Origin of the sequence: Vibrio sp. Y42_MX_L11, assembly GCF_024181785.1 — a bacterium.
GTDB classification, from domain to species: Bacteria; Pseudomonadota; Gammaproteobacteria; order Enterobacterales; family Vibrionaceae; genus Vibrio; species Vibrio diabolicus.
The window spans coordinates 39612-64741 of record NZ_JAMZAP010000015.1 but is presented as its reverse complement, the minus strand read 5'-3'; the positions used below and the strand labels follow the sequence as shown (position 1 = coordinate 64741).

Sequence of the window (25130 nt, the reverse complement as noted above, 5' to 3'; positions counted from 1 at the left end):
CTTAAACGTACAAATAAGAGTCGCTAAATTCTTACTTCAATTTATGGATAACAGGTTGTCCTGGTTCCAGTTCTTGAACATGCCAATCTAGACCAATCGATGGCATGGTTTCTAGGAATGGGTCTGGATCTAGCTGCTCCATGTTGAACACGCCTTTGTCTGCCCACTTACCACGGAAAAACTGCAAAGCCGCGGTGATCGCAGGTACGCCAGTGGTGTATGAGATAGCTTGGTGTTCAACATCTTCGTATGCAACTTCGTGATCTGCGTTGTTGTAGATAAATACGCTGCGATCTTTACCGTCTTTCTTACCTTGTACCCAAGTACCGATACACGTTAAGCCTGTGTAACCTGGTGCGAGAGATGTTGGGTCCGGCAGTAGCGCTTTCAATACGTGTAGAGGTTGGACTACCGTGCCGTCGTGCAGCGTCAGTGGGTCTGGGCTGAGTAGACCAATATCGCGCATTACGTTGAAATAGTTCAGGTAACGGTCACCGAACCCCATCCAGAACTCAATGCGTTTCGCCGGGATGAACTCTTGCATAGATCGAACTTCGTCGTGCGCCATTGAGTACACTTTATGTGAACCACAGTTCGGGAATTCAAACTCAAGCATACGTGAGTGACAAGGTACTTGTTTCCACTCGCCGTTTTCCCAGTAGAAGGAATCACCTTGAATCTCAAGCATGTTCGTTTCTGGGTCAAAGTTAGTTGCGAACTTCTTACCGTGGTCACCTGCGTTTACATCCATTACGTCGATAGTATCGATTTCATCGAACAGATGTTTTACCGCGTATGCAGCAAACACCGATACTACGCCCGGATCGAAACCGGCACCAAGAATACCTGTGATACCCGCCTCTTCAAACTTCTCACGGTAGCCCCACTGCCAATCGTAAGCTTGAGGTACTTGTTGGCCTTCAGAACACAAATCAACCGCAACAGATGTATCAAGGTATGACACTTTAGCTTGGTAACATGCTTCCATAATAGACATGTTCACCCAAGGAGGACCCGCGTTGATCACTAAGTCAGGCTGCACTTCTTTAATTAAAGCAACTAAAGAATCTACGTCGTCCGCGTTTACCGCACGAGCTTCTAGTTTCTTAGTTGAATCTTTCAGATTGTTTTTCTTCTGAATCGATTCGATGATTTTCTCACACTTACCTACGGTACGTGATGCGATTGTGATATCACCCAGAACGTCGTTGTTTTGTGCTGCTTTATGTGCAACTACCCAGCCAACGCCGCCTGCACCAATCTGTAGAATTGCCATAGTTTTCCGTTACCTTTGTTAAACTAGCTCTGCCGCTAGCGTATTGATTTTTGAGAGCAAAGATTCAAAGTCCGCCGTCGTCAGACACGGGTTCAAAATCGTAAATTTAAGCGCGGTTTTATCGTCGACAATGGTTTCACCCAATACCGCGATACCGCGTGTTAACGCTTCTAAGCGCAACGTTTTGTTCAGTTCGTCAAGATCCGCTGATTCATGTGTCGCGCGGAACAGAACCGTAGATAGTGATGGTTCAGCCAACAACTCAAAGTGTTTGTTATCTCTAATCATGTCCGCGACTTCAAGCGTCTGATCAAGTAAATGATCGTACATATCACCTAGGGCTTTTGGCCCCACGCTTTGCATCGTCATAAACACTTTTAGCGCATCAAAACGCTTAGTTGTAGCAATAGACTTATCCACCAAGTTCGGTAGTTCGTCGTGTTCGCGGTTCAAGTAGTCTGCATGATGAAGCAGGAATTTAAAGTTAGACTTGTCATTCACCAACAGCGCGCCACAACTGATGGTTTGGTAAAATAACTTGTGGAAGTCTACGCTGATGGAGTGTGCACGCTCACAACCTTTCAGACGGGCTTTTTGGCTACTTAGAATCAGAGCTCCACCGTATGCACCGTCGACGTGCATCCACATGTCATGTTTCGCTGCCATATCAGCGATAAAGTCTAGGTCATCAATAGCGCCGTGATCCGTTGTGCCCGCTGTGCCGACAATTGCAAATGGGATCAAACCTTCTGCTTTTGCCTGATTTAGAACTTCGTCTAACTTAGTGACATCCATCGTTCCATCGGCATTAGCATCGACGGTCATGACCGCTTTTTCACCCAATCCCATCCAAGACGCTGATTTTTGAACCGTGAAGTGGGATTTTTTCGAACACACTATACGCAGCTTGTCTGCGTATTCAGGAAGGCCAAGCTTTTGAATTGAGTGTGCACTGAGTTTGTCAGCAATCCAATCACGCGCAAGCATCAAACCCATTTGATTACTTTGCGTGCCGCCGCTCGTGAAGATACCGTCCGCTTTTCCACCTAACTTGTATTTATCGCATAGCCAGTTCACAACTTTCTGTTCAACATAAGTCGCTGATGAAGCTTGATCCCATGAGTCCATTGATTGGTTCAAAGCCGCAATCATTGCCTCTGCGGCAATAGCAGGCATCAACGGTGGAGTATGAAGGTGAGCGATACAATCTGGATGTTGCGTAAAAATCGCGTTTTTCGCGACCAACTCGGCTGCATCATCAATAACCGTTTTGAGAGGCGCATTTTTATTGTCAAGATCAACAGCATGGATCGCTGCTTCCAATGCTTTTGGATCCATACCTGAGTATGGTGCAACAACCTGTTCAAACACTGATTTCATTGCTGTCGTAGTGTGATTCATCACCGAAGCAAACTCATTGCTGCCCAACTCTCCAGTGTGGATGAAATGCTTCTTCCATTCATCTTGTGGCTGAGTTTCGATGTGACTACCGCCTGCTGCTAAAATCGCGTCTTCAAATACACGTAAAGCAAAGTCGATTTGCTCAAACGAGATGATAAGAGGAGGAAGGAAGCGAATTACTGCACCTTCACGTCCGCCTTTCTCAACGATCAAGCCACGCTCAAGTGCTGCGCGTTGAATGGAAAGAGTGAGTTCACTATCCGCTTGAGGTTCGCCAAATTTATTGAGCTCACCGTTTGGATTTTTAATCTCCACACCAAGCATCAAGCCTTTGCCACGTACTTCTGCGATACAGTTCACGCGCTTTTGAATGCTTTCAAGACCATAGCGCAAATACTGGCCCGCAATATTGGCGTGCTCAACCAGATTGTCACGCTGGATGATTTCTAATGCTTTCGCACCAGAGACCATGGCTAACTGATTGCCACGAAACGTACCTGTGTGTTCGCCCGGCTTCCAAGTATCATGCTGCTTGTTGATAACCAATAGCGACATTGGTAAGCCACCGCCAATAGCTTTTGATAAACACAGGATATCTGGAACAATTCCCGACTCTTCAAATGCGAAATTGTAGCCAGTTTTACCAACACCACACTGGATCTCATCGAAGATTAGTAAGATACCGTGTTCATCACAAATACGACGTAACTCTCGCAGCCAGAATGCTGGCGCAGGAACAACACCACCCTCACCTTGCACTGGCTCAACGATGATCGCAGCAGGCTTCATAATGCCCGATTCATCATCGTTTAAAAGACGATCGATATAACGAATGCTTGCTTTCGCACCTTCATCACCGCCAAGCCCAAATGGACAACGCAGATTGTATGGGAAAGGCATAAAGTGCACATCTGACATTAAACCAGTTCGACGCGCTTTCGTACCTAGGTTGCCCATCATGCCCATTGTGCCGTTAGTCATACCATGATATGCGCCACGAAAAGCAAACATGGTGTTGCGACCAGTAGTCTGCTTCGCGAGCTTGATCGCGGCTTCAACTGCATCGGCTCCAGACGGACCACAAAATTGGATAACGCTGTTCTCACTTAACTCTTGAGGAAGAAAAGATTTAACAGATTGAATAAACGTCGTTTTTGCTGATGTTGCAATGTCTAGCGTCTGATATGGCAGACCCGAATCTAATTGCTCTTTCAGAGCTTGGTTGATTTCAGGATGGTTATACCCCAAAGCTAGAGTGCCCGCCCCCGCAAGGCAGTCTAAAAAGATCTGTCCACGTGTATCTTCAACCAAGCAACCAAAAGCTTGTTTGATTGCGATTGGCAAGCGACGTGGATAAGAACGTACTTCAGATTCATGCTCAGCCTGATCAATCAATACTTGATCTGGCGTTAAGTCATACGTTCCCTCAACGATAGGAACCTGAGACGAAAAAATGTTTGCGATATTGCTATCGACTTCAAAGGCAGTGCTCATACTACATAATCCCTTGAATTATAATAATTCTATATCCTGTATTAATAATCATTGGAATGAAGTTACAGGAGGTGTGTATACCCCTCCGCATTTGTCAGTGCAAAATGACAAATACAGATCATCTGCCACGATACTCGTGACTTTATATGTAAAAGGGATTAATCAAGGTTCCGTAATGCACCCGTTTTGTAAAACAGGACATTTCGGCAGTATGAAGCTGATTAGTGTGTGTTTATTCAAAGGTTTCAATGTTGGGTTTCCCATTAATATGCCGCTTTTACAGCATTAGTATCCCGTCTATCGACAAAAGGCTTTGCCGATACCTACCCTACGCAGTGTCACAATCAGCTTGAATGGTCACTACGCGTATCCCCCAGAGATCAAACGTTGTTAATTACGCTCCGAGATTGCGCGCGAATTTATCACAAAATAAAATCTTCTGGCAACGATTTTTCATATTAGTAACAGTGACGCAAATCACAACAAAGTTCCCCCTAGTGATATTTGTACATTCATACTCATCTACAACGCTTTTCTTCTTTTCTCAAATACCTGTTATTTAAACAAATATCCTTACAATATCAGCGCCATGAACCAAAACGGTTTATGAACATACCACTCTTTAATCGTAGAACATTATTTTCAGTATCCAAGGCATTTAACAGAGCTAGTATTTACGTTACTGCTCAGCCTAAATCGATGAGTCTTTATTCACAGAACTTTGATTGACTAAACTTAAACTAGTCGGATAGGTATGGTCATGAAGTGACGTTGCTATGGCTAAAATTAACAAGGAGTTAAGTTAGTAAGCTGAAGGAGCTCAGTGCTTAAAGAAATACATCGCGAAGAAGAAATTTAAGATTTTAAGAAATACAAAAAAGGCCCAGCATTTTGATGCTGGGCCTTAAACCTGGAGCGACACACGAGGTTCGAACTCGTGACCTCAACCTTGGCAAGGTTGCGCTCTACCAACTGAGCTAGTGTCGCATTTAATATGAGATGGTGCCCCGGGCCGGACTTGAACCGGCACAACGCGAACGTCGAGGGATTTTAAATCCCTTGTGTCTACCAATTCCACCACCAGGGCACACAAATATTCTTTGTGATGCCTTTACAGAAAAGTAAAACACCATCTGATACCGCTAACGCCATATCAATAAAATTTGGAGCGACACACGAGGTTCGAACTCGTGACCTCAACCTTGGCAAGGTTGCGCTCTACCAACTGAGCTAGTGTCGCATTTATTCTCGAAAGCTATTCACTCTCAAAAAAATAATGGAGGCGCCTCCCGGAGTCGAACCGAGGTCCACGGATTTGCAATCCGCTGCATAGCCACTCTGCCAAGGCGCCTCATCTGTGAACAAAGCTAAGCTTTTTTTCACCACCCTGTTGAGCTCTGCTCTCTTGGGTACGGAATGCATTCTACGGATTCGAGCGATCGAGTCAACACTATTTTTATTTTTTTAAATCGTTTGACTAGAATTTGTGCGAAAGACGGTAGATTGCTTAGTTTTAATACTAAAAATCGCTTAAATACACTTGTTTATCATAAAACTTTGGCTACGCCTTACACTGCTGGCCGTGCGTTACGTGTATTGAAGCGTTAACAATCAGGAGACTCGCTTCTCTGAGACTCTCCAAGGGCAAAAACAAGACTTAGATCACATATGAAATTCTATCGAAACAGGAACTCTCAGATAGAAATTTCAAGCATGGCCGTTAGCAAGCATTAAAAACGTGAGAAGCAAAGAAATGCTGTAGATTATCTTAGATACAAAAAAGCAGGCTATTAAGCCTGCTTTCTAATATCAGAATTTAATGATGCTCTTCATTCAACAGATCATCTTTCGCAGCTGCTAAATATTGAATCATTGACCAGTACGTCAAGAAAGTTGCCACATACAAGGCCGCAAAGCCTAGCCAAACCATCCATTCATCGTAACGCCATATCAACACCCATAAGGCGAACATTTGCGAAACAGTTTTTACTTTGCCAACCCAAGATACCGCAACACTCGCTCGCTTACCGATTTCAGCCATCCATTCTCGCAATGCTGAGATAATGATTTCTCGCGCAATCATCGTTACCGCAGGAATGGTCACCCAAATTGAATGATAATGTTCCGTGATTAGAATCAATGCTGTTGCCACTAGCACTTTATCAGCGACAGGATCAATAAACGCGCCAAAACGAGAAGTTTGGCCAAGTTTACGGGCCAACATGCCGTCAAGCCAGTCAGTAAAACCCGCTACCCAAAACACCATTGCTGCTGCAAACGGTGCCCATGAATAAGGTAGATAAAAGACAACCACAAAAACAGGGATTAGGAACAGTCTAAGAAGAGACAGAATGTTCGGGATATTCAAACGCATTTTATTATTCTCTTACACATTGCGGCTTAATGTTGCGCGATTTTCCTTATTGTTTCAATGCTTGGAAAATAATTTCTGCTAAAGAGTGACTTATTCCCGGTACTTTGGCGATTTCTTCGACACTTGCACGTTTAAGTTCTTGTAACCCACCCATGTACTTGAGTAACGCCTGACGTCGTTTAGGGCCGATTCCCTCAATCCCTTCAAGTGCACTAGTACGTCTGGTTTTACCTCGCTTAGCACGATGCCCCGCTATAGCATGGTTATGGCTTTCATCACGAATATGTTGAATAAGGTGCAGCGCTGGAGCATCGCTTGGTAAATGAAACTCGTCCCCATCGACTGTAATCAGCGTTTCTAAGCCTGGTTTGCGAGTGACCCCTTTCGCAATACCAATCATGATGGGACGCTTTGGCCAATCACCCCAATATTGCGAAATAATATCATGCGCACGATTTAACTGACCTTTACCACCATCGATAAAGATGATGTCGGGAATTTTCTCTACGTCCAATTGCTTCGAATAACGGCGCTCCAACGCTTGTCCCATTGCAGCGTAATCGTCACCACCGGTAATGCCAGTGATGTTATAGCGACGATACTCCTGCTTAACGGGGCCTTCATTGTTGAACACCACACACGATGCAATCGTACTTTCCCCCATGGTATGGGAGATATCAAAACACTCCATTCGAGCAATAGACTCCAACTTCAATGTTTCGCGAAGCGCATGAAAACGCTGATTAATCGTCATCTTGTGATTGATTTTGGTGGTAATCGCCGTTAGTGCATTCGTGTTCGAAAGCTTGAGATACCTTGCTCGAGAGCCAGTTGGCGAGGTATGGAAATGAACCTTACGACCTGCCACTTCACTTAACGCTTTCTGTATTGGCGCAATATCTTCTGCCAACTCTTGATTCAAAATAATACGAGAAGGAATCGTGCGTGCTTCGTTATGGCTCAAATAGTATTGAGTCAGAAAACTATCGAACACTTCCTGCTGGCTTGTATTTTGTGGGATTTTCGGAAAATGGCTACGGCTACCAAGCACTTTGCCTTGGCGTATCATCAGGATATGAATACACGCAATACCATTCTCCTGAGCAAACCCTAGTACATCCATATCATCCATGCTGTCTTCTGAGACGTACTGCTGCTCTTGAACACGTCTAATCGCTTGGATTTGATCGCGAAATTTAGCGGCATCTTCAAAGCGCAATTGCTGACTGGCAACTTCCATTTTCTCGATCAGTTGTTTGAGTACTTGCTGATCTTTGCCTTGCAAAAACATGCGCACAAAGCCAACCAACTCTGCGTATTCTTCATCAGAAATGATGGTATTAACGCATGGTCCTGCACAACGGCCAATTTGGTACATCAAACATGGGCGCGTTCGGTTGGAATAGACAGTGTCTTCACACTGGCGCACAGGAAATATCTTTTGCAGCAAATGCAATGTTTCTCTTACTGCACCAGAATCTGGGTAGGGGCCAAAATATTCACCTTTGCGCTTCTTGGCGCCACGGTGGATAGAAAGCCGTGGGTGCTTATGACCGCTAATAAAGATATAAGGGTAAGACTTATCATCTCGCAGCAAAACATTGTATTTCGGTAAATACTGCTTGATATAGTTATGCTCTAAGATCAGCGCTTCTGTCTCAGTGTGAGTCACTGTGACGTCAATTTTGGCGATATTACTGACAAGCGCGCGAGTTTTCTCACTGTCTACTTTTTTTCGAAAGTAGCTTGAAAGGCGCTTTTTTAGGTCTTTGGCTTTACCTACATAGATGACAACAGCTTCGGCGTTGTACATTCTGTAAACGCCGGGCTGATGAGTTACTGTCTTGAGAAAGGAAGCCGAATCGAAGGGAGGATTCACACTAAAGGGTCTCGGTGTCCAGCATTCCGTGGCGGATCGCTAAGTGAGTTAACTCAACGTCACCATTAATGTCCAATTTACTAAAGAGTCGGTAGCGATAGCTGTTGACTGTCTTTGGACTTAAATTAAGTTGCTCAGAAATATCCGTTACCTTTTGGCCTTTGGTGATCATAAGCATGATCTGCAATTCACGTTCGGATAAGTCTTTAAAAGGGTTCTCAGAGGCTGGAGAAAATTGACTCAATGCCATCTGCTGCGCAATCTCTGGTGAGATGTAACGCTGCCCACTATTAACTACACGAATCGCATTCACCATTTCATCAGGGCCAGCACCTTTGGTTAAATAACCAGACGCACCTGCCTGCATCACCTTGGTTGGAAACGGGTTTTCTGTATGAACGGTAAGTACGATGATTTTCACATCAGGATTCACGCGAAGAATTTTTTTAGTGGCTTCCAAGCCACCAATTCCTGGCATGTTCATGTCCATTAAAACGACGTCAGCATGATTACTGCGACACCATTTTACTGCATCTTCACCGCTGTCAGCTTCTCCTGCTACGTTCATTCCACGGACGTCTTCAATAATACGTCGTATCCCTGTGCGAACCAGCTCGTGATCATCTACAAGGAAAACATTTATCAAACTTGTATCTCCACACTTTGTATTGGTTCTGCACCCACATAACCATTATTTGTTAAATGTGGATATCAGTATGACTGCCTATATACTAACGTAATCGACAAAAATTGCTTTCTATGAATATGTGCTGAAACGCAAACTTTAGCAAGAACTTATTCATAAACCACTCTATTATTTTAGAGCGTGATGAGCAGAACCGAAATCTAAGAAAAGACAATTAACAACATTAAGTACAATAAATCAAGTAACTAGGTTTCATATTGCCCAGAGAAACACGCTATAACTTAAAATGACACTGTCCCTCTTGCACCAGAGGCTAACTTGTAATCACTAATTCCAGCAAAAATTTGAACCGTTTTCTTTACTGGTTATTTTTACAGTTCTTAATGTTAAACTAGCGTTCTTCAAGTTTTCTAAGGTTTCTCACATTTGAATATCCAACAAGGCTTTCTGCTTACTCGACAGGCACGAGACATCAAAGATCAAACTCAAATCGAGCTGTGGCTTTCGACAGAAGCAGGTCCTACTCAGTTAATTATTAATGGTGAGAAGCCAGTATTTTTCATCGCTCAGAAACACTCAGAGCAAGCAAAAACACTCGCGCGAGAAAAAAACATACCCGTCGACATCCGCCTTTTGGATCTCAAAACGTTTGAACATACGCCTCTTTCTGCCTGCTATACCAATGTAACCAGGGACGCTCTCACACTTAAAGACACGTTCGCTCAAAATGATATCACCACTTACGAAAGTGATATTCGCCTCGCCGATCGCTACCTCATGGAGCGTTTTATTAAAGGCAGTATTGAGTTTACAGGCAATGTGACTCGTACCAATGGCTACCAACGCGTCCAGAACGCAAAATGCCGTACGGGGCAATATGAGCCGAAGTTAAACGTTGTCTCGTTAGATCTAGAATGCTCTGAGAAAGGCATTCTTTACTCCATCGGATTAGACAGCGTCATGGATTCCCGCGTTATCATGATCGGAGAACCAGAACCTTCGGATACACCGATACAATGGGTCCAGGATGAAAAGGCGCTTCTAGAAGCACTCATCGTTTGGTTTAAAAAATTCGACCCCGATGTCATTGTCGGTTGGAATGTCATTGATTTTGACTTTCGTCTGCTACACAAACGAGCAGAATGGCACAACATGAAGCTAATGCTTGGCAGAGCAGACCAAGCCAGCTTTTTTAGGAGCTCATCTCAAAGCCAACAAGGGTTTATCTCCATTCCCGGGCGAGTTGTGATGGATGGTATCGATACGCTAAAAACGGCTACTTACCACTTTCGATCTTGGTCATTAGAGTCTGTATCTCAAGAACTCTTGGGGGAAGGTAAAGAAATCCACAACGTTCATGACCGTATGGATGAGATCAATCGTATGTACCGCTCCGACAAACCATCGCTGGCTAAATATAACTTACAAGACTGCGTGTTGGTGAACAAGATTTTCAATCACACTCACCTGCTCGACTTTGCAATTGAACGCTCTCGCCTCACTGGTGTAGAACTGGATCGTGTCGGTGGCTCGGTAGCGGCATTCACTAACTTATACATGCCGCAAATACACCGCGCAGGCTATGTTGCCCCGAATCTACACCCAGAAAATTGGATTGCGAGCCCCGGCGGTTACGTGATGGACTCCATCCCTAACCTATATGATTCCGTTTTAGTGTTGGACTTTAAGAGTCTATACCCATCGATTATTCGCTCTTTCTTGATTGATCCTATGGGTTTGGTTGAGGGGTTATTACTCGATATTGGTAAAGAAGGTGATCAGGCAGTACCTGGCTTTCGCGGTGGTCAGTTCCATCGTACGAAACACTTTTTGCCAGAAATGATTGAAAAGCTTTGGGCGGCACGTGATGTCGCGAAAAAGAACAATGAGAAAGCTTTTTCTCAGGCAATCAAAATCATCATGAACTCCTTTTATGGCGTACTGGGTTCATCGGGATGTCGTTTCTTTGATACTCGATTGGCTTCTAGTATTACCATGCGCGGACATGAGATCATGAAGCAAACTAAAGTACTGATTGAGGAACAAGGCTATCAAGTGATTTACGGCGATACGGATTCCACATTCGTGTCGTTGAATCGACCATACAGTCAAGTAGAAGCTGACGCTGTTGGAAATCAATTAGTTGATTACATCAACTCTTGGTGGCAGGAACATCTACGTTCTGAGTACAACCTAACATCTATGTTGGAAATCGAATATGAAACCCATTATCGCAGATTCCTTATGCCAACGATTCGTGGCGCAGAAACTGGCTCGAAAAAGCGCTATGCGGGTTTAATCGGTGAAGGAGAGCAAGAGCGGATTGTATTTAAAGGGTTAGAAAGCGCCCGTACTGACTGGACCTCGTTAGCACAGAAATTTCAAAATACACTCTATAGCATGATTTTCCATGGTGAAGACCCAAGCGACTATGTCCGAGAGATGGTTGAGAAAACTAACAACGGTGAATTTGATGAACAGTTAGTGTATCAAAAGCGACTGCGCAGAAAACTGCATGAGTATCAGAAGAACGTCCCGCCACAAGTGCGTGCAGCTCGTTTAGCGGATGAGATAAATGCCAAGCTTGGACGCCCATTACAGTATCAAAACAAAGGACGAATTGAATACATTATAACCGTGAACGGTCCTGAACCTTATGAGTACCTCAATAGCCCTATTGATTATCAACATTACATTGATAAACAACTCAAACCCGTTGCAGATGCGATTCTCCCTTTCATTGGGACGGATTTTGACAGTCTTTCAGCGCCTCAAATGGGGCTGTTTTAACCGATACGAAACTCTGTTTTCTGGTACTGTTTGACTAGCCAGTCACCAAACGCATCAATTAGCCCGATAACAGAACGCTTGGGAATACCCCGGCCAGAAAGTAAAATTTCTAGCCGCTCGATCTCAAGCTGCTTTTCAGGATGATAAGTTAAGAATACCTTTCCACATTTTATAGGGTCATCAAACCAACATTTATCTCGATACATCACCAAAGAGTATGACGCTCTTAGTAACTTTTTAGCAATCACGCGCTGGGCGGCCACCTGCTCTTCTATCGTCTTCGCTTGTACGATTTTTTTGCGATACACCGTAATCCAATCTTCCACATCCATATTCCAGTGCTTAGCAATTTCCCAACTTGGGACGTAATCACCAAAACAGTCTGCTAGATCATCACCATAAACACAGACACAGCAATGCTTAAGCATAAAGCCCCAAGTGAAAATACTATCTAAATTAGCTACTTCGCTCACTAAGGCTGTACGGACCGATACACCATTAACTTGAGGGTAACTCTGCTGCGCACGCCACTTAATTGTGTTGAGCAAAGTCGCGCGATTGTGCTCAAAGGATGATTGAGTAACGACAACCAGGTCTAAGTTCGACCTCCCAGCGACCGCTGTTTTGCGAGCGACGCTACCATACACATAAACGCTGTGTAAGTTTTGCCCCAGTCCACCTTTGAGACAAGCGGTGACTTCTCTAATTAAAGGCGCAAACTCTGGTTGAAATGGTTGTTTAGGATCGATAACAGGCAGAGACATGACTTAAAACGTGATCTCAGATGGTTCAAGAAGTTGAGCTATATGTTCTCTTAGCCGACTCACTGAATCAAGTCCATTCAGGTGTTTAGTCATGGGAGTAACAACAAATTTCTGCAATGAATTTTAATGCTAGGCGGCTAACTTAGCGCTATAATCACCGAGTTTTGCTTAATAAGTATGAATAGGAATATACAATGCCAAAGGCAAGTGAAATCAAAAAAGGCTTCGCAATCGAGTCTAATGGTAAAACTCTTCTAGTTAAAGACATCGAAGTAACGACTCCTGGCGGTCGTGGCGGCGCTAAAATCTACAAAATGCGTTGTACAGATCTAAACACGGGCGCACGTGTAGATGAGCGTTACAAGTCTGATGACGTTGTTGAAACGGTAGAAATGAACAAACGTGCAGTTGTGTACTCATACGCTGACGGCGATGAGCACATCTTCATGGATAACGAAGACTACTCACAATACACATTCAAGCACAATGAAGTTGAAGACGACATGCTGTTCATCAACGAAGATACACAAGGTATCCACATTATCCTTGTTAACGGTGCTGCTGTGGGTATTGAACTACCATCTTCTGTTGAGCTAGTGATTGAAGAAACTGACCCTTCAATCAAAGGTGCTTCTGCATCTGCTCGTACTAAACCAGCACGCTTCGCTTCAGGTCTTGTCATCCAGGTTCCTGAGTACATTGCAACTGGTGACCGTGTTATCATTAACACAGCTGAACGTAAATACATGAGCCGAGCATAAGCATGTCTGATTTGATTTCTTACGACGACGTCATCGACGCAGCGTACGACATTTTCCTTGAGATGGCTCCAGATAATCTAGAGCCTGCTGACGTGATTCTGTTTACTGCGCAATTTGAAGATCGTGGTGCCGCAGAACTTGTTGAAACTGGCGATGACTGGGTTGAACATGTTGGCTTCGAGATCGACAAAGAAGTATATGCAGAGGTTCGTATCGGCCTAGTAAATGAGGAAAATGACGTTCTTGATGACGTATTTGCTCGTATGCTAATCAGCCGAGACCCAGAACATAAGTTCTGCCATATGCTTTGGAAACGCGATTAACGTTTCTTCATCATGAACAAAAAATACCAGCCTAGTGCTGGTATTTTTTTATCTGCTGTTTTTGTTTAGCTGCGATCTTTGTTTAGCCAAGGCACCCTGCTCTATATCGGCTTTAGATCCTTTTGTTATGTAACAGATAAGAAAAAGGCTTGCCGAGCTGGCAAGCCTTTCTGATGTTTTGCTATCGATTAACGATGCTTGTTACGTGCGCCTTGATCACCAGCAGTCTTCTTCGGCTTACGACGAGAAGGGTTGTTACTGCGACCTTTTGGCGTGTTAACACGCTCTTCATGGCGCTTAACTGCGCGACGAATTTTTTGGCTGCGTGCACGCTCACGTTTGCGTGACGTGTTGTCTTTGTTCAGATCAAGCATGGTTTCTTTCTCTGGACGAAGCTCTACAAGCTCACGCAAGTAGTTTACTTCTTTCAGGTCAAGCTCCATCCAACCGCCACGAGGCAGTTTCTTGTCTAAGAAAATGTCGCCGTAACGAACACGTTTCAGACGACTAACGGTACACTCTTGCGATTCCCATAGTCGACGAACTTCGCGGTTACGACCTTCGTTGATAACAACGTAAAACGTGTGGTTCATGCCTTCACCACCCGCGTAAACAACATCTTCGAAGCGAGCTAAACCGTCTTCCAGTTCAACACCTTTTACTAGATTACGAACTTTCTGTTCAGTTACTTCACCGAACACACGTACTAGGTATTCACGTTCAACTTGGCGGCTTGGGTGCATTAAGCGGTTCGCCAGTTCACCATCCGTTGTGAAAAGCAGAAGACCAGAAGTGTTCGCATCCAGACGACCAACTGAAATCCAACGAGAGCCACGAATTTTTGGCAGACGATCAAAAACAGTACGACGACCTTCTGGATCGTGACGAGTACACAGTTCACCCTCGGGTTTGTAGTACGCAAGTACACGACAAATCACTTCTTCTTGAATCTTTGCAGAGACAATATGACCATCGATACGAACTACGCTGCTCTCGTCTTCAAGTCTTTCACCAAGCTTAGCGACTACACCGTTCACGCTAACGCGACCAGATTTAATTAACGATTCAATCTCACGACGAGAACCGTGACCAGCACGTGCTAATACTTTTTGTAACTTTTCGCTCATTTATCTACCTATGTGTCGTCTTCACAGACGTCTAGACCAGGATTGGTCTGTATTTTGCTAATTACCCATTTCAGTGGGATTTTTCGGTCCGACATTATACGTAACTTTCTCAGTTAATGTAAGCTAAATCGGCGCCATTCTCCACACCCAAAATTCACTTTAAAACGTCGAAAATATTTACTCTATTCTGCAACTTTTTTCCTACTTAATACTGATATTGCCCAGCGAGAATCCCACTAATATCGGTCTTCCCGAGCCACTTTAACCGTGCAGTACCTGATAAAATTGTCAGGGTTACAACGATAACCACTTGGGGTGTGTTTACTGTTCGTATTGCTTTAAAAGCAACGAAGAATAAACAGTCCCAGTTTGCTGCTAAGTAATACCAATCATCGTGGATAAATGAGCACTCATAGCAAGACAAGAAGCATCGGTAAGTCACTATTTACTATTAAAAATGACACTAACGTTATCGTGTATTTTAACTAGCTAGATTGGCTCTGCATTTTCGACGATTGGCATAAATCAGACAAAAAGGAATAGAACAATGTCTATGCTAAATCTAGACCTAAATTGGATTTTTGGGACATCTCAAGATGACGATATGACCGGTACAAAAGGGTCTGAAACAACCGATATTTTCTTCGGCTTCTGTGGTGATGATAAGTTCGTAGGATACGGAGGCAATGATGTCGTCTTCGGGGGCTGGGGAGACGATACCTTGCTCGGTGGCCGAGGAAACGACTTTGTTTCTGGCGGCTTTGGCAACGACTTCCTATCAGGCGGATTAGGAAATGACAAGCTCTTTGGTGGTTGTGGCGATGATACAATTTTTGATTACTCAGGCAACAACTACTTGAGTGGGGGTTGGGGTAACGACACGCTCGTCGTTGGCGATGGTGAATCAGTACTGAGCGGCGGCTGTGGAGACGACACTTTCGTGCTTACAAACCGCCTGGCTATTGGTGTACCCGATCAACCTGTATCTTCCAACGATATTGATATTAAAGCCGATATTGTCGATTTTAATATTTTTCATGACAAACTTGTCTTCGATATGGGCAGAGACACCGACAATGATGGCATTCGCGATACGTTCTTAGATTCAGCGGATGATCTTACTTTATCTTACAACGAGTGTGGTTGGGCAGTATTCTCTAGTGATGAATACAATGTTGAAGTGACACTAAACGGCGTGAGCTCTGCATACATCAACTATGCTGAACAAAATGGTATCGACATTTTCGATTTCGCTTAATCTCAAACAGTTAAGTTCAATGAGATATTCGATATGACAACTAAAATAGGAGGCGCGATGCCTCCTATTTTGTTTGACGGTGGTGTACGACTATTAGTCGAATTATTCGAATGGTGCCGGGTCACCTGATCCCAAACGCACCACAACAGGTTCACCTTCGCTAAAATCAATGACGGTCGTAGGCTGTTCACCTAAGTAACCGCCATTAAGAATCACATCAACCGCATGTTCTAGTTTATCGCGAATATCTTCCGGATCAGACTCTGTTACGTCACTGCCAGGTAGAATCAACGACGTAGACATCATCGGTTCACCTAATGCTTCCAACAAGTCCAAGGCAATTTGATTGTCTGGAACACGGATACCGATGGTCTTACGTTTCGCGTTCATCAAACGACGCGGCACTTCTTTCGTGCCTTTGAAGATGAAGGTGTAAGGACCTGGTGTGTTGTTTTTCAGTAGTCGAAATGCAGAGTTATCCACTCGCGCATATAGAGAAAGTTCCGACAAATCACGACACAGTAATGTAAAGTTATGCTTATCATCCAGACGACGGATCTGACAGATTCGTTCCAGTGCCTGTTTGTTCTCCAACTGACAGCCAAGTGCGTACCCTGAATCGGTAGGGTACACCACAACGCCGCCGTTACGAATGATTGCTACTGCTTGATTAATCAAGCGAGCCTGTGGGTTTTCTGGGTGAACGTAAAAAAACTGGCTCATTGTAATTCCTCATTATCGAGCCTCTCGGCTCTATATTCTTATGTGGAGCTTGAATGCCGCCTTGTTGTGCTTTATCAAGTGACTTCAAGATTCAAAGTGTTGTTCAGTTCCAACGACAAGGAAAGCCACATTAATACCCAATATACACTTTCCAGTTATTTGATGCTGAAACCCACGCTTTGAGGTTACTTTGATATATCCAACGAAGGATCAATACCCCAATCTTTCCAAACTGGTTCGACGCCTGCGGGCAACCAAAGGTTCCTTCCTAGCTCCATCCAAGGGGATGGGTAGTGAAAATCACTGCCTTGAGACGCTAATAGTTTGTATTGTATAGCATAATCAGCCAAGTTGCGCCTTTCTTGTTGCGCTTGCTGCGGCTGTGCAACTTCCATCGCATCACCGTTTGCTTCTACAAACGCTGCTAGAAGACGCTTAATCCACTTCGCTGTCAACTTATATCTTCCAGGATGCGCCAATACCGCCATCCCACCAGCCGCATGGATAGCATCAACCGCATCTTTCATCGAGCACCAATTCGGTGGTACATAACCTGGGTTATTACGCGTTAGGTATTTTTTAAACACCATTTGCATGGTTTTTGCGTAACCATTATCCACCAACCATTTCGCGAAGTGCGCTCTCGTGACAGGCGCATCACCGGCGATCTGCCTTACCTCTTCGAGCACACCTTCCCGAGTTGCTTTTTGTAGTCGCTCTGCAATCAACTCTGACCTTGTTATGCGGTGCTGCTTCTGCTGCTCGATGAGGGCGGATAATTGTTCATTTTCCGGATCGATATTCAAGCCGACAATATGAATGTCTTTGTTTTGCCAGACAGTCGATATCTCAATGCCGTTGATGATTTTGATCGGCAAGTTATTGTCTTGAACGTGTTGCTTGGCTAACGCCAAGCCGTCAACCGTATCGTGATCAGTGATCGCCAAAACCTCGATATCAAAACTCAGCGCCCTTTCCACTAAATCTTTAGGCTCTAACCGACCGTCCGATGCAGTGGTGTGACTATGTAAATCAATTCTCATATTTTTATCGTTTTAATGCTGTTTTGGGGTTGACTTTTTACTCTCGCACTAGTTAACTAGTACACAAATACAAAGTACGTAATTTAAGGTTCACCATGTTACAAGAATTTAACCAAAACCAAAAAGCGAAAGTTGCGGTTTGTCTTAATAAGGCAAACTCATCAGATCTTGCTTGGTGGCGCACTTGGAATAGTTCTTGGTGGGCGAACGTATACTTCTAGTTTATAGAACCAAACGTTGTAAAGCCCGCTACTTAAGCGGGCTTTTTTGTTTTGTTGCTCATTTCACATTCAACTGCCTAAACATTAATCGAATATGGCTAACTCTAGATTGGGAGAACGTTTGCTTTATGCGACTATGTACGGCAGGAAGATTTAGACAGCTACAAGGAGGTCTTGTGAATAAGGCCATAGAAATCAAGAAACTTGGATGCCTAGAAGTATTAAAGACTTCGGTTCCTTACACTCAAGACCCAACACGTTTGTTCCATACCATTTGTGAGAACAAAAGAGATAGCTTGCTTCTCGAATCCGCTGAAATTGATTCGAAACAGAATCTAAAATCACTTTTAATCGTCGATTCAGCGGTGCGCATCGTTTGTTACGGCCACACTGTAAACATGCAGGCGTTAACCAACAACGGTAAAAACCTACTGTCTCACCTAAACCAGAACATCCGTGGTGACGTTGAGAGTAAGTTCGATGGCGAAACGCTGACTTTGGAGTTTAGCCAGCCATGCGACACGTTAGATGAAGACTCTCGACTACGTGAAGCTTCTTCTTTTGACGCGCTACGTTTAGTGCAACACAGCTTCGATATTTCACAGCAAGACAAACACGCTATTTTCCTTGGCGGTCTGTTTGCCTACGACTTAGTCGCAAACTTCGAGCCGCTTGGTAATGCAGAAGCAACCAATCAATGTCCAGATTACGTTTTCTACGTCGCGGAAACATTGCTTGTTGTCGACCATCAAACGGAATCTTGCCAGCTTCAAGCTACATTGTTTGTGGATGATTCAGAAAAACTAGCGCTAGAGACTCGCATCGCAGAAATCAGCGCTCAATGTGCGGCGCCAAAGTTACTTCCAAGTGCAGAGAAAATCGCCGACGTAACGGTAGAACCTAGCGTATCTGACGATGACTTCTGCCAAATCGTTCGCGACTTAAAAGAGTTCGTAGTTAAGGGCGATGTGTTCCAAGTTGTACCATCTCGCCGATTCACTCTACCTTGCCCTGCTCCACTCGCGGCTTACAAAGAACTGAAACAAAGTAATCCAAGCCCTTACATGTTCTACATGCAAGATGAGCTGTTCACTCTGTTTGGCGCATCACCAGAAAGTGCGCTTAAGTACGAAACCGACACTAACCAAATTGAAATCTACCCAATCGCAGGCACTCGTCGCCGTGGCAAGCACCCTAACGGCGAGATTGATTTCGACCTAGATAGCCGCATCGAACTTGAACTGCGCACCGACATGAAAGAAAACGCAGAACACATGATGTTGGTTGACTTGGCACGTAACGACGTCGCTCGTATTGCTCAAGCTGGCACTCGACACGTAGCAGACCTTCTAAAAGTCGACCGCTACAGCCACGTAATGCACTTGGTATCTCGTGTGGTTGGTCAACTGCGTGAAGACCTAGACGCGTTGCACGCATACCAAGCATGTATGAACATGGGAACGCTCACTGGCGCACCAAAGATTCGTGCAATGCAGTTGATTCGCGACGTAGAAGGCGCACGACGCGGTAGTTACGGCGGTGCTGTGGGCTACCTAACTGGTGAAGGTACACTCGACACATGTATCGTAATTCGCTCAGCTTACGTTGAGAACGGCATTGCTCAAGTTCAAGCTGGTGCTGGCGTGGTGTTCGACTCTGATCCACAAGCGGAAGCAGACGAAACGCGCGGCAAAGCACAAGCGGTAATCTCTGCTATCCAAGCAGCGCATAAGTCACAATAAGGAATAGGGTTCAGAGATGGCTAATATCATTTTTATCGACAACTTTGACTCGTTCACCTACAACCTTGTGGATCAATTCCGCTCGCTAGGTCACTCAGTCAAGATTTACCGAAACAACATTCCAGCAAAAACCATTGAACAAGCAGTGAATGAGCTTGAGAACCCTGTGGTACTGCTATCGCCAGGTCCTGGTGCGCCGTCTGAAGCAGGCTCAATGCCAGAGCTAATTCAATTGCTGAAAGGCAAAGTTCCTATGATTGGTATTTGTCTTGGTCACCAAGCAATTGTTGAAGCTTACGGCGGTACCGTTGCTGGTGCAGGCGAAATCATTCACGGTAAGGTCTCTATGATGGAGCACCAAAACCATGCGATTTACCAAAACCTACCATCACCACTTGCAATTGCACGTTACCACTCGTTAGTTGCAACCAAGGTTCCTGAGAGCCTAACCATCACAGCAGAAGTGGATGATTTGGTCATGTCTGTTGTACATGAAGAAGATAAAGTTTGCGGGTTCCAGTTCCACCCGGAATCTATTATGACGACCTACGGAGCGACACTGTTGGCCAATGCCATTGAATGGGCACTCGAAGCACAAACTTCAGTGAATTCCCTCACTGCTTAAAAAAGCGCTTGGCACATAAGAAATTTAGGAGAGGAAATATGGAAGCAATCATCAACCCTATTATTACCAAGTTGTACGAGCAAGAGTCACTGACTCAGGAAGAGAGCCAACAACTGTTCGACATCATCATCCGTGGTGAACTCGATCCGATTTTGATGGCATCAGCACTGACTGCACTAAAAATCAAAGGCGAAACGCCGGATGAAATTGCGGGTGCGGCAAAAGCACTGCTGGCAAACGCAAACCCATTTCCTCGCCCAGATTACGATTTCGCAGATATCGTAGGTACTGGTGGAGACGGTCACAACACCATCAATATTTCAACCACCGCGGCATTTGTTGCTGCAGCATGTGGTCTAAAAGTGGCAAAGCACGGCAACCGCAGCGTTTCAAGCAAATCGGGTTCTTCTGACCTTCTTGATTCATTTGGTATCAACCTAGCCATGAGCGCAGAAGATACGCGCAAAGCGGTCGACGATATCGGTGTTGCTTTCCTATTTGCACCTCAATACCACGGTGGTGTACGTCACGCGATGCCAGTGCGTCAAACCATGAAAACACGCACTATCTTTAACATTCTAGGCCCACTGATTAACCCTGCTCGTCCAAACATCGAATTGATGGGTGTTTACAGTGAAGAACTGGTTCGTCCTATCGCGGAAACCATGCTAAAAATGGGTATGAAGCGCGCCGCAGTGGTACACGGAAGTGGTTTGGACGAAGTCGCGATTCATGGCGAAACAACGGTTGCAGAAATCAAAGACGGCAAGATCACTGAGTACACGCTAACACCAGCAGACTTCGGTCTAGAAGCGCACCCGTTAGAAGCAATCAAAGGTGGCGTTCCTGAAGAAAACAAGGCGATCATTACCAATATCCTGACGGGTAAAGGTACAGACGCACAATTGGGCGCAGTGGCGGTGAACGTTGCCTTGCTAATGCGTCTATTCGGCCACGAAGATTTAAAAGCCAACACGCAACAAGCGATTGAGGCAATGAATTCAGGCAAGGCGTACCAATTGGTACAACAACTTGCCGCACACGCTTAAGGAATTGAAGAAGATGACTGACTTCAACACTCAGCAAGCTGACAACCTGTCTGAACACGTTTCTAAGAAAGAAGCAGAAATGGCAGAAGTACTGGCAAAAATTGTCCGCGACAAATATCAGTGGGTAGCAGACCGTAAGGTGTCTCAACCGCTAAGCACATTTCAGTCTGATCTGCTGCCATCGGACCGCAGCTTCTACGATGCACTGAGTGGCGAAAAGACAGCATTCATCACCGAATGTAAGAAGGCGTCTCCTTCCAAAGGTTTGATTCGTGATCACTTCGACTTGGATTACATTGCATCGGTTTACAACAACCATGCTGATGCAATTTCAGTATTAACAGACGAGAAATACTTCCAAGGTAACTTTGACTTTCTTCCTCAAGTGCGTGGTCAAGTCAAACAGCCAGTTCTGTGCAAAGACTTCATGGTAGATACCTACCAAGTTTACCTAGCGCGTCATTACAGTGCTGATGCTGTCTTGCTAATGCTGTCTGTCCTCAATGATGAAGAGTACAAAGCCCTAGAAGAAGCAGCACACAGCCTGAACATGGGCATTCTGACCGAAGTCAGCAACGAAGAAGAGCTTCATCGAGCCGTTAAGCTAGGCGCACGCGTTATCGGCATCAATAACCGTAACCTTCGCGACCTAAGTACTGATTTGAATCGTACGAAAGAACTGGCACCGACAATTCGCGAACTGGCTCCTAAGGCAACAGTAATCTCAGAATCTGGCATTTATACGCATCAACAAGTTCGTGATTTAGCGGAATACGCAGACGGCTTCTTGATTGGTAGTTCACTGATGGCGGAAGACAACTTAGAACTTGCTGTACGTAAAGTGACGTTAGGCGAAAACAAAGTGTGTGGCTTAACGCATCCAGATGACGCAGCAAAAGCATATCAAGCTGGTGCAGTATTTGGTGGCCTGATTTTTGTCGAGAAGTCGAAGCGTGCGGTCGACCTTGAAGGTGCTCGCTTAACCATGAGCGGTGCTCCACTGAATTACGTTGGCGTTTTCCAAAATCACGATATCGATTTTGTTGCTTCTGTCGTGACCTCTTTGGGTTTAAAAGCGGTGCAACTGCACGGTCAAGAAGACCAAGCTTACGTAAACCAACTCAAAGCCGAACTGCCAGCAGCGGTAGAAATTTGGAAAGCTTATGGCGTGACTGATGCGAAGCCAGAACTACTTGCAGACCACATTGACCGCCATCTATTAGATGCTCAAGTTGGCACCCAAACTGGCGGAACCGGACAAGTGTTCGACTGGTCACTGATCGGTGACCCAAGTCAAATTATGCTAGCAGGCGGACTGTCGCCAGAAAATGCTCAACAAGCAGCGACACTAGGTTGCTTGGGATTAGATTTAAACTCTGGTGTAGAAAGTGCACCAGGCAAAAAAGATTCACAGAAGTTGCTCGCGGCATTCACCGCCATTCGCAACTACTAAAGCTGTATTTCAGCTAAAAAATTTAAAGCTATTCGTAGCGAAAAATACGAGAAGGAATATAACGATGGCAAAACTGAATGCCTACTTTGGCGAATACGGCGGTCAGTACGTTCCGCAAATTCTAGTTCCTGCATTGGAGCAACTAGAGCAAGCGTTTATCGACGCGCAAGAAGATCCAGAATTCCGCAGTGAGTTCATGACGCTTCTTCAAGAGTATGCGGGCCGCCCAACGGCTTTAACTCTAACTCGTAACCTAACTAAAGGTACGAAAACCAAACTGTACCTAAAACGTGAAGACCTGCTTCACGGTGGCGCACACAAGACCAACCAAGTGTTAGGTCAAGCTCTGCTTGCGAAACGCATGGGTAAAAACGAAATCATCGCAGAAACCGGCGCAGGTCAACACGGCGTAGCAACCGCACTAGCGTGTGCACTACTTGGCCTTAAGTGTCGCGTTTACATGGGAGCAAAAGACGTTGAGCGTCAGAGCCCAAACGTATTCCGTATGAAGCTAATGGGCGCGGAAGTCATTCCGGTTCACTCAGGTTCAGCGACACTTAAAGACGCATGTAACGAAGCGCTGCGCGACTGGTCTGCAACTTATGAAGATGCGCACTACCTACTAGGTACAGCAGCTGGTCCTCACCCATTCCCAACCATCGTGCGTGATTTCCAACGAATGATCGGTGAAGAAACTAAGAATCAGATTTTGGCACGTGAAGGTCGTCTTCCTGATGCAGTTATCGCGTGTGTGGGCGGTGGTTCAAACGCTATCGGTATGTTTGCTGACTTCATCGAAGAAGAAAGCGTTCGCCTAATTGGTGTTGAGCCAGCAGGTAAAGGTATCGATACCGACCAACACGGTGCACCACTTAAACATGGCAAAACGGGCATCTTCTTTGGTATGAAAGCGCCATTGATGCAAGATCCTAACGGCCAAGTTGAGGAGTCTTACTCTGTATCTGCGGGTCTTGATTTCCCTTCAGTTGGTCCACAGCACGCACACCTAAACGCAATTGGCCGTGCAGAATACGACAACGTAACGGACGACGAAGCGCTCGAGGCATTCCAAGAACTGGCTCGCAGCGAAGGGATCATCCCAGCTCTAGAGTCTTCTCACGCTCTAGCTCATGCATTGCGCATGGCTCGTGAGAATCCTGAGAAAGAACAACTATTGGTCGTAAACCTATCTGGTCGTGGTGACAAAGACATCTTCACCGTACACGCCATCCTAGAAGAAAAAGGAGTGATTTAATGAGCCGTTATGAGAAGATGTTTGCGCGCCTAAACGAAAAAAACCAAGGCGCATTTGTACCGTTCGTAACGGTTTGCGATCCAGACGCAGAACAATCTTACAAGATCATAGAAACCCTCATTGAGTCTGGCGCAGACGCCCTTGAACTTGGTATTCCATTTTCAGATCCGCTTGCAGATGGCCCAACCATCCAAGGCGCTAACATTCGTGCGCTAGATTCAGGCGCTACACCAGATATCTGCTTTGAACAAATTGGTAAGATTCGTGCTAAATACCCAGAGCTGCCTATTGGCCTTCTGATGTACGCGAACCTAGTTTACTCACGCGGTGTCGAAAACTTCTACGAGCGCTGTGCAAAAGCAGGCATCGATTCTGTTTTGATTGCAGACGTACCAACCAATGAAAGTGCAGAGTTTGTTGCAGCAGCAGAGAAGTTTGGTATTCACCCAATCTTCATCGCACCGCCAACGGCAAGTGACGAAACACTGAAGCAAGTATCAGAACTGGGTGGTGGCTACACTTACTTGCTTTCTCGTGCTGGCGTGACAGGCGCAGAGACAAAAGCAAATATGCCAGTTGGTCACATGTTAGATAGATTAAACCAGTTCGATGCACCACCAGCGCTGCTTGGCTTCGGTATTTCTGAACCAGCACAGGTGAAACAAGCAATAGAGTCTGGCGCTGCAGGGGCCATCTCCGGCTCAGCTGTGGTGAAAATCATTGAAGCGAATGTCGAGCAGCCACAAATTATGCTCGATAAACTTGGTGATTTTGTGTCAGCGATGAAAGCTGCCACTCAGAAATAATTTCCATTTGATGTAACGCTATAGCGCCCGCTTAACATTCTGTTTAGCGGGCGTTTTCTTGTATGGCGTTTATACCATATCATTTTTATTCAACGCCCGCACTTTCCAAACCAATCTAAA

The 25130-nt window shown here is 45.1% G+C and carries 20 protein-coding genes, 4 tRNA genes and 1 other annotated feature; of the genes, 11 read left to right on the top strand and 13 right to left on the bottom strand.

What is annotated here, in order from left to right:
* Window positions 1–31: 31 nt before the first annotated feature.
* The 9 genes from NL643_RS15560 to uvrY all read right to left on the bottom strand — a co-directional run bounded on the left by NL643_RS15560 (window position 32) and on the right by uvrY (window position 9070).
* Window positions 32–1276 (bottom strand): carboxynorspermidine synthase, encoded by a 1245-nt coding sequence (locus NL643_RS15560; protein WP_005394799.1) that lies wholly within the window; start codon window positions 1274–1276, stop codon window positions 32–34.
* 18 nt (window positions 1277–1294) lie between these two features.
* The gene (locus tag NL643_RS15555; protein ID WP_253644767.1) at window positions 1295–4171 is read right to left on the bottom strand and encodes a pyridoxal phosphate-dependent class III aminotransferase; all 2877 of its coding nucleotides are present in this window, start codon (window positions 4169–4171) and stop codon (window positions 1295–1297) included.
* Window positions 4172–5082: 911 nt separating this feature from the next.
* A tRNA-Gly gene (locus NL643_RS15550) sits at window positions 5083–5158 on the bottom strand.
* Window positions 5159–5171: 13 nt separating this feature from the next.
* Window positions 5172–5258 (bottom strand) — tRNA-Leu (locus NL643_RS15545).
* Window positions 5259–5335: 77 nt separating this feature from the next.
* Window positions 5336–5411: transfer RNA gene (locus NL643_RS15540), tRNA-Gly, on the bottom strand.
* Window positions 5412–5448: 37 nt separating this feature from the next.
* A tRNA-Cys gene (locus NL643_RS15535) sits at window positions 5449–5522 on the bottom strand.
* A gap of 465 nt (window positions 5523–5987) precedes the next feature.
* Window positions 5988–6545: a CDP-diacylglycerol--glycerol-3-phosphate 3-phosphatidyltransferase gene (gene pgsA, locus NL643_RS15530; RefSeq protein ID WP_005394805.1), complete on the bottom strand. Its 558-nt coding sequence runs from the start codon at window positions 6543–6545 to the stop codon at window positions 5988–5990.
* A gap of 46 nt (window positions 6546–6591) precedes the next feature.
* A complete protein-coding gene (gene uvrC, locus NL643_RS15525) occupies window positions 6592–8424 on the bottom strand; it encodes an excinuclease ABC subunit UvrC (RefSeq protein WP_080773718.1) in 1833 nt (610 codons plus the stop codon).
* A gap of 1 nt (window position 8425) precedes the next feature.
* On the bottom strand, window positions 8426–9070 hold the full coding sequence (gene uvrY, locus NL643_RS15520) for a UvrY/SirA/GacA family response regulator transcription factor (RefSeq protein WP_005386783.1): 645 nt from the start codon (window positions 9068–9070) through the stop codon (window positions 8426–8428).
* A gap of 426 nt (window positions 9071–9496) precedes the next feature.
* Between uvrY and NL643_RS15515 the strand changes: the two genes are divergently transcribed.
* Complete coding sequence (locus NL643_RS15515; RefSeq protein WP_253644766.1) at window positions 9497–11860, top strand: DNA polymerase II; 2364 nt, start codon at window positions 9497–9499, stop codon at window positions 11858–11860.
* On the opposite strand, the gene NL643_RS15510 is transcribed toward NL643_RS15515, so the two are convergent.
* Window positions 11857–12624 carry a nucleotidyltransferase domain-containing protein gene (locus NL643_RS15510; RefSeq protein ID WP_176319992.1) on the bottom strand — a complete coding sequence of 256 codons (768 nt, stop codon included), beginning with the start codon at window positions 12622–12624 and terminating at the stop codon, window positions 11857–11859. The genes NL643_RS15515 and NL643_RS15510 overlap by 4 nt on opposite strands.
* Before the next feature lie 194 nt (window positions 12625–12818).
* Here NL643_RS15510 and yeiP point away from each other — a divergent pair, with 194 nt between their 5' ends.
* Together yeiP and NL643_RS15500 are read left to right on the top strand one after the other, a co-directional pair.
* A complete protein-coding gene (gene yeiP, locus NL643_RS15505) occupies window positions 12819–13385 on the top strand; it encodes an elongation factor P-like protein YeiP (RefSeq protein WP_005376801.1) in 567 nt (188 codons plus the stop codon).
* Between the two features lie 2 nt (window positions 13386–13387).
* Entirely contained in the window at window positions 13388–13708 is a 321-nt protein-coding gene (locus tag NL643_RS15500) for an HI1450 family dsDNA-mimic protein (protein ID WP_005376800.1), read from the top strand.
* Window positions 13709–13896: 188 nt separating this feature from the next.
* Here NL643_RS15500 and rluB read toward each other — a convergent pair whose 3' ends face one another.
* A complete protein-coding gene (gene rluB / locus NL643_RS15495; protein ID WP_005376798.1) occupies window positions 13897–14835 on the bottom strand; it encodes a 23S rRNA pseudouridine(2605) synthase RluB in 939 nt (312 codons plus the stop codon).
* Between the two features lie 547 nt (window positions 14836–15382).
* On the opposite strand from rluB, the gene NL643_RS15490 reads away from it, so the two are divergent.
* A complete protein-coding gene (locus NL643_RS15490) occupies window positions 15383–16093 on the top strand; it encodes a calcium-binding protein (protein ID WP_005394815.1) in 711 nt (236 codons plus the stop codon).
* Between the two features lie 102 nt (window positions 16094–16195).
* Here the strand turns inward: NL643_RS15490 and NL643_RS15485 are convergent, their stop codons facing one another.
* Together NL643_RS15485 and NL643_RS15480 are read right to left on the bottom strand one after the other, a co-directional pair.
* A complete protein-coding gene (locus tag NL643_RS15485; RefSeq protein WP_005376791.1) occupies window positions 16196–16816 on the bottom strand; it encodes an L-threonylcarbamoyladenylate synthase in 621 nt (206 codons plus the stop codon).
* Between the two features lie 185 nt (window positions 16817–17001).
* The gene (locus NL643_RS15480; protein WP_150919071.1) at window positions 17002–17859 is read right to left on the bottom strand and encodes a PHP domain-containing protein; all 858 of its coding nucleotides are present in this window, start codon (window positions 17857–17859) and stop codon (window positions 17002–17004) included.
* Between the two features lie 95 nt (window positions 17860–17954).
* On the opposite strand from NL643_RS15480, the gene NL643_RS15475 reads away from it, so the two are divergent.
* The 7 genes from NL643_RS15475 (at window position 17955) to trpA (ending at window position 25010) form a co-directional block, all read left to right on the top strand.
* The gene (locus tag NL643_RS15475; RefSeq protein ID WP_046874477.1) at window positions 17955–18080 is read left to right on the top strand and encodes a Trp operon leader peptide; all 126 of its coding nucleotides are present in this window, start codon (window positions 17955–17957) and stop codon (window positions 18078–18080) included.
* Window positions 18027–18130 (top strand) — a sequence feature (Trp leader region). It overlaps the preceding gene by 54 nt.
* Before the next feature lie 126 nt (window positions 18131–18256).
* On the top strand, window positions 18257–19822 hold the full coding sequence (locus NL643_RS15470; protein ID WP_253644765.1) for an anthranilate synthase component 1: 1566 nt from the start codon (window positions 18257–18259) through the stop codon (window positions 19820–19822).
* Window positions 19823–19838: 16 nt separating this feature from the next.
* Complete coding sequence (locus NL643_RS15465; protein ID WP_009698411.1) at window positions 19839–20447, top strand: aminodeoxychorismate/anthranilate synthase component II; 609 nt, start codon at window positions 19839–19841, stop codon at window positions 20445–20447.
* 38 nt (window positions 20448–20485) lie between these two features.
* Window positions 20486–21496: an anthranilate phosphoribosyltransferase gene (gene trpD / locus NL643_RS15460; protein WP_253644764.1), complete on the top strand. Its 1011-nt coding sequence runs from the start codon at window positions 20486–20488 to the stop codon at window positions 21494–21496.
* Window positions 21497–21509: 13 nt separating this feature from the next.
* Window positions 21510–22949, top strand: coding sequence for a bifunctional indole-3-glycerol-phosphate synthase TrpC/phosphoribosylanthranilate isomerase TrpF (trpCF, locus tag NL643_RS15455; RefSeq protein ID WP_253644763.1), 1440 nt, complete (start codon window positions 21510–21512; stop codon window positions 22947–22949).
* 64 nt (window positions 22950–23013) lie between these two features.
* Entirely contained in the window at window positions 23014–24204 is a 1191-nt protein-coding gene (gene trpB / locus NL643_RS15450; protein WP_005394827.1) for a tryptophan synthase subunit beta, read from the top strand.
* Window positions 24204–25010, top strand: a complete 807-nt coding sequence (gene trpA / locus NL643_RS15445; protein ID WP_253644762.1) for a tryptophan synthase subunit alpha — start codon at window positions 24204–24206, stop codon at window positions 25008–25010. The genes trpB and trpA overlap by 1 nt, the downstream gene beginning before the upstream one ends.
* The last annotated feature ends 120 nt before the right edge of the window (window positions 25011–25130 follow it).

Coding starts and splice junctions, on each gene's coding strand:
- NL643_RS15465 (WP_009698411.1), top strand. CDS start 19,839: ATGGCTAATATCATTTTTATCGACAACTTTGACTCGTTCACCTACAAC.
- trpB (WP_005394827.1), top strand. CDS start 23,014: ATGGCAAAACTGAATGCCTACTTTGGCGAATACGGCGGTCAGTACGTT.
- NL643_RS15480 (WP_150919071.1), bottom strand. CDS start 17,859: ATGAGAATTGATTTACATAGTCACACCACTGCATCGGACGGTCGGTTA.
- trpD (WP_253644764.1), top strand. CDS start 20,486: ATGGAAGCAATCATCAACCCTATTATTACCAAGTTGTACGAGCAAGAG.
- NL643_RS15490 (WP_005394815.1), top strand. CDS start 15,383: ATGTCTATGCTAAATCTAGACCTAAATTGGATTTTTGGGACATCTCAA.
- pgsA (WP_005394805.1), bottom strand. CDS start 6,545: ATGCGTTTGAATATCCCGAACATTCTGTCTCTTCTTAGACTGTTCCTA.
- NL643_RS15485 (WP_005376791.1), bottom strand. CDS start 16,816: ATGAGCCAGTTTTTTTACGTTCACCCAGAAAACCCACAGGCTCGCTTG.
- NL643_RS15475 (WP_046874477.1), top strand. CDS start 17,955: ATGTTACAAGAATTTAACCAAAACCAAAAAGCGAAAGTTGCGGTTTGT.
- trpA (WP_253644762.1), top strand. CDS start 24,204: ATGAGCCGTTATGAGAAGATGTTTGCGCGCCTAAACGAAAAAAACCAA.
- NL643_RS15555 (WP_253644767.1), bottom strand. CDS start 4,171: ATGAGCACTGCCTTTGAAGTCGATAGCAATATCGCAAACATTTTTTCG.
- NL643_RS15500 (WP_005376800.1), top strand. CDS start 13,388: ATGTCTGATTTGATTTCTTACGACGACGTCATCGACGCAGCGTACGAC.
- NL643_RS15510 (WP_176319992.1), bottom strand. CDS start 12,624: ATGTCTCTGCCTGTTATCGATCCTAAACAACCATTTCAACCAGAGTTT.
- rluB (WP_005376798.1), bottom strand. CDS start 14,835: ATGAGCGAAAAGTTACAAAAAGTATTAGCACGTGCTGGTCACGGTTCT.
- trpCF (WP_253644763.1), top strand. CDS start 21,510: ATGACTGACTTCAACACTCAGCAAGCTGACAACCTGTCTGAACACGTT.
- NL643_RS15560 (WP_005394799.1), bottom strand. CDS start 1,276: ATGGCAATTCTACAGATTGGTGCAGGCGGCGTTGGCTGGGTAGTTGCA.
- yeiP (WP_005376801.1), top strand. CDS start 12,819: ATGCCAAAGGCAAGTGAAATCAAAAAAGGCTTCGCAATCGAGTCTAAT.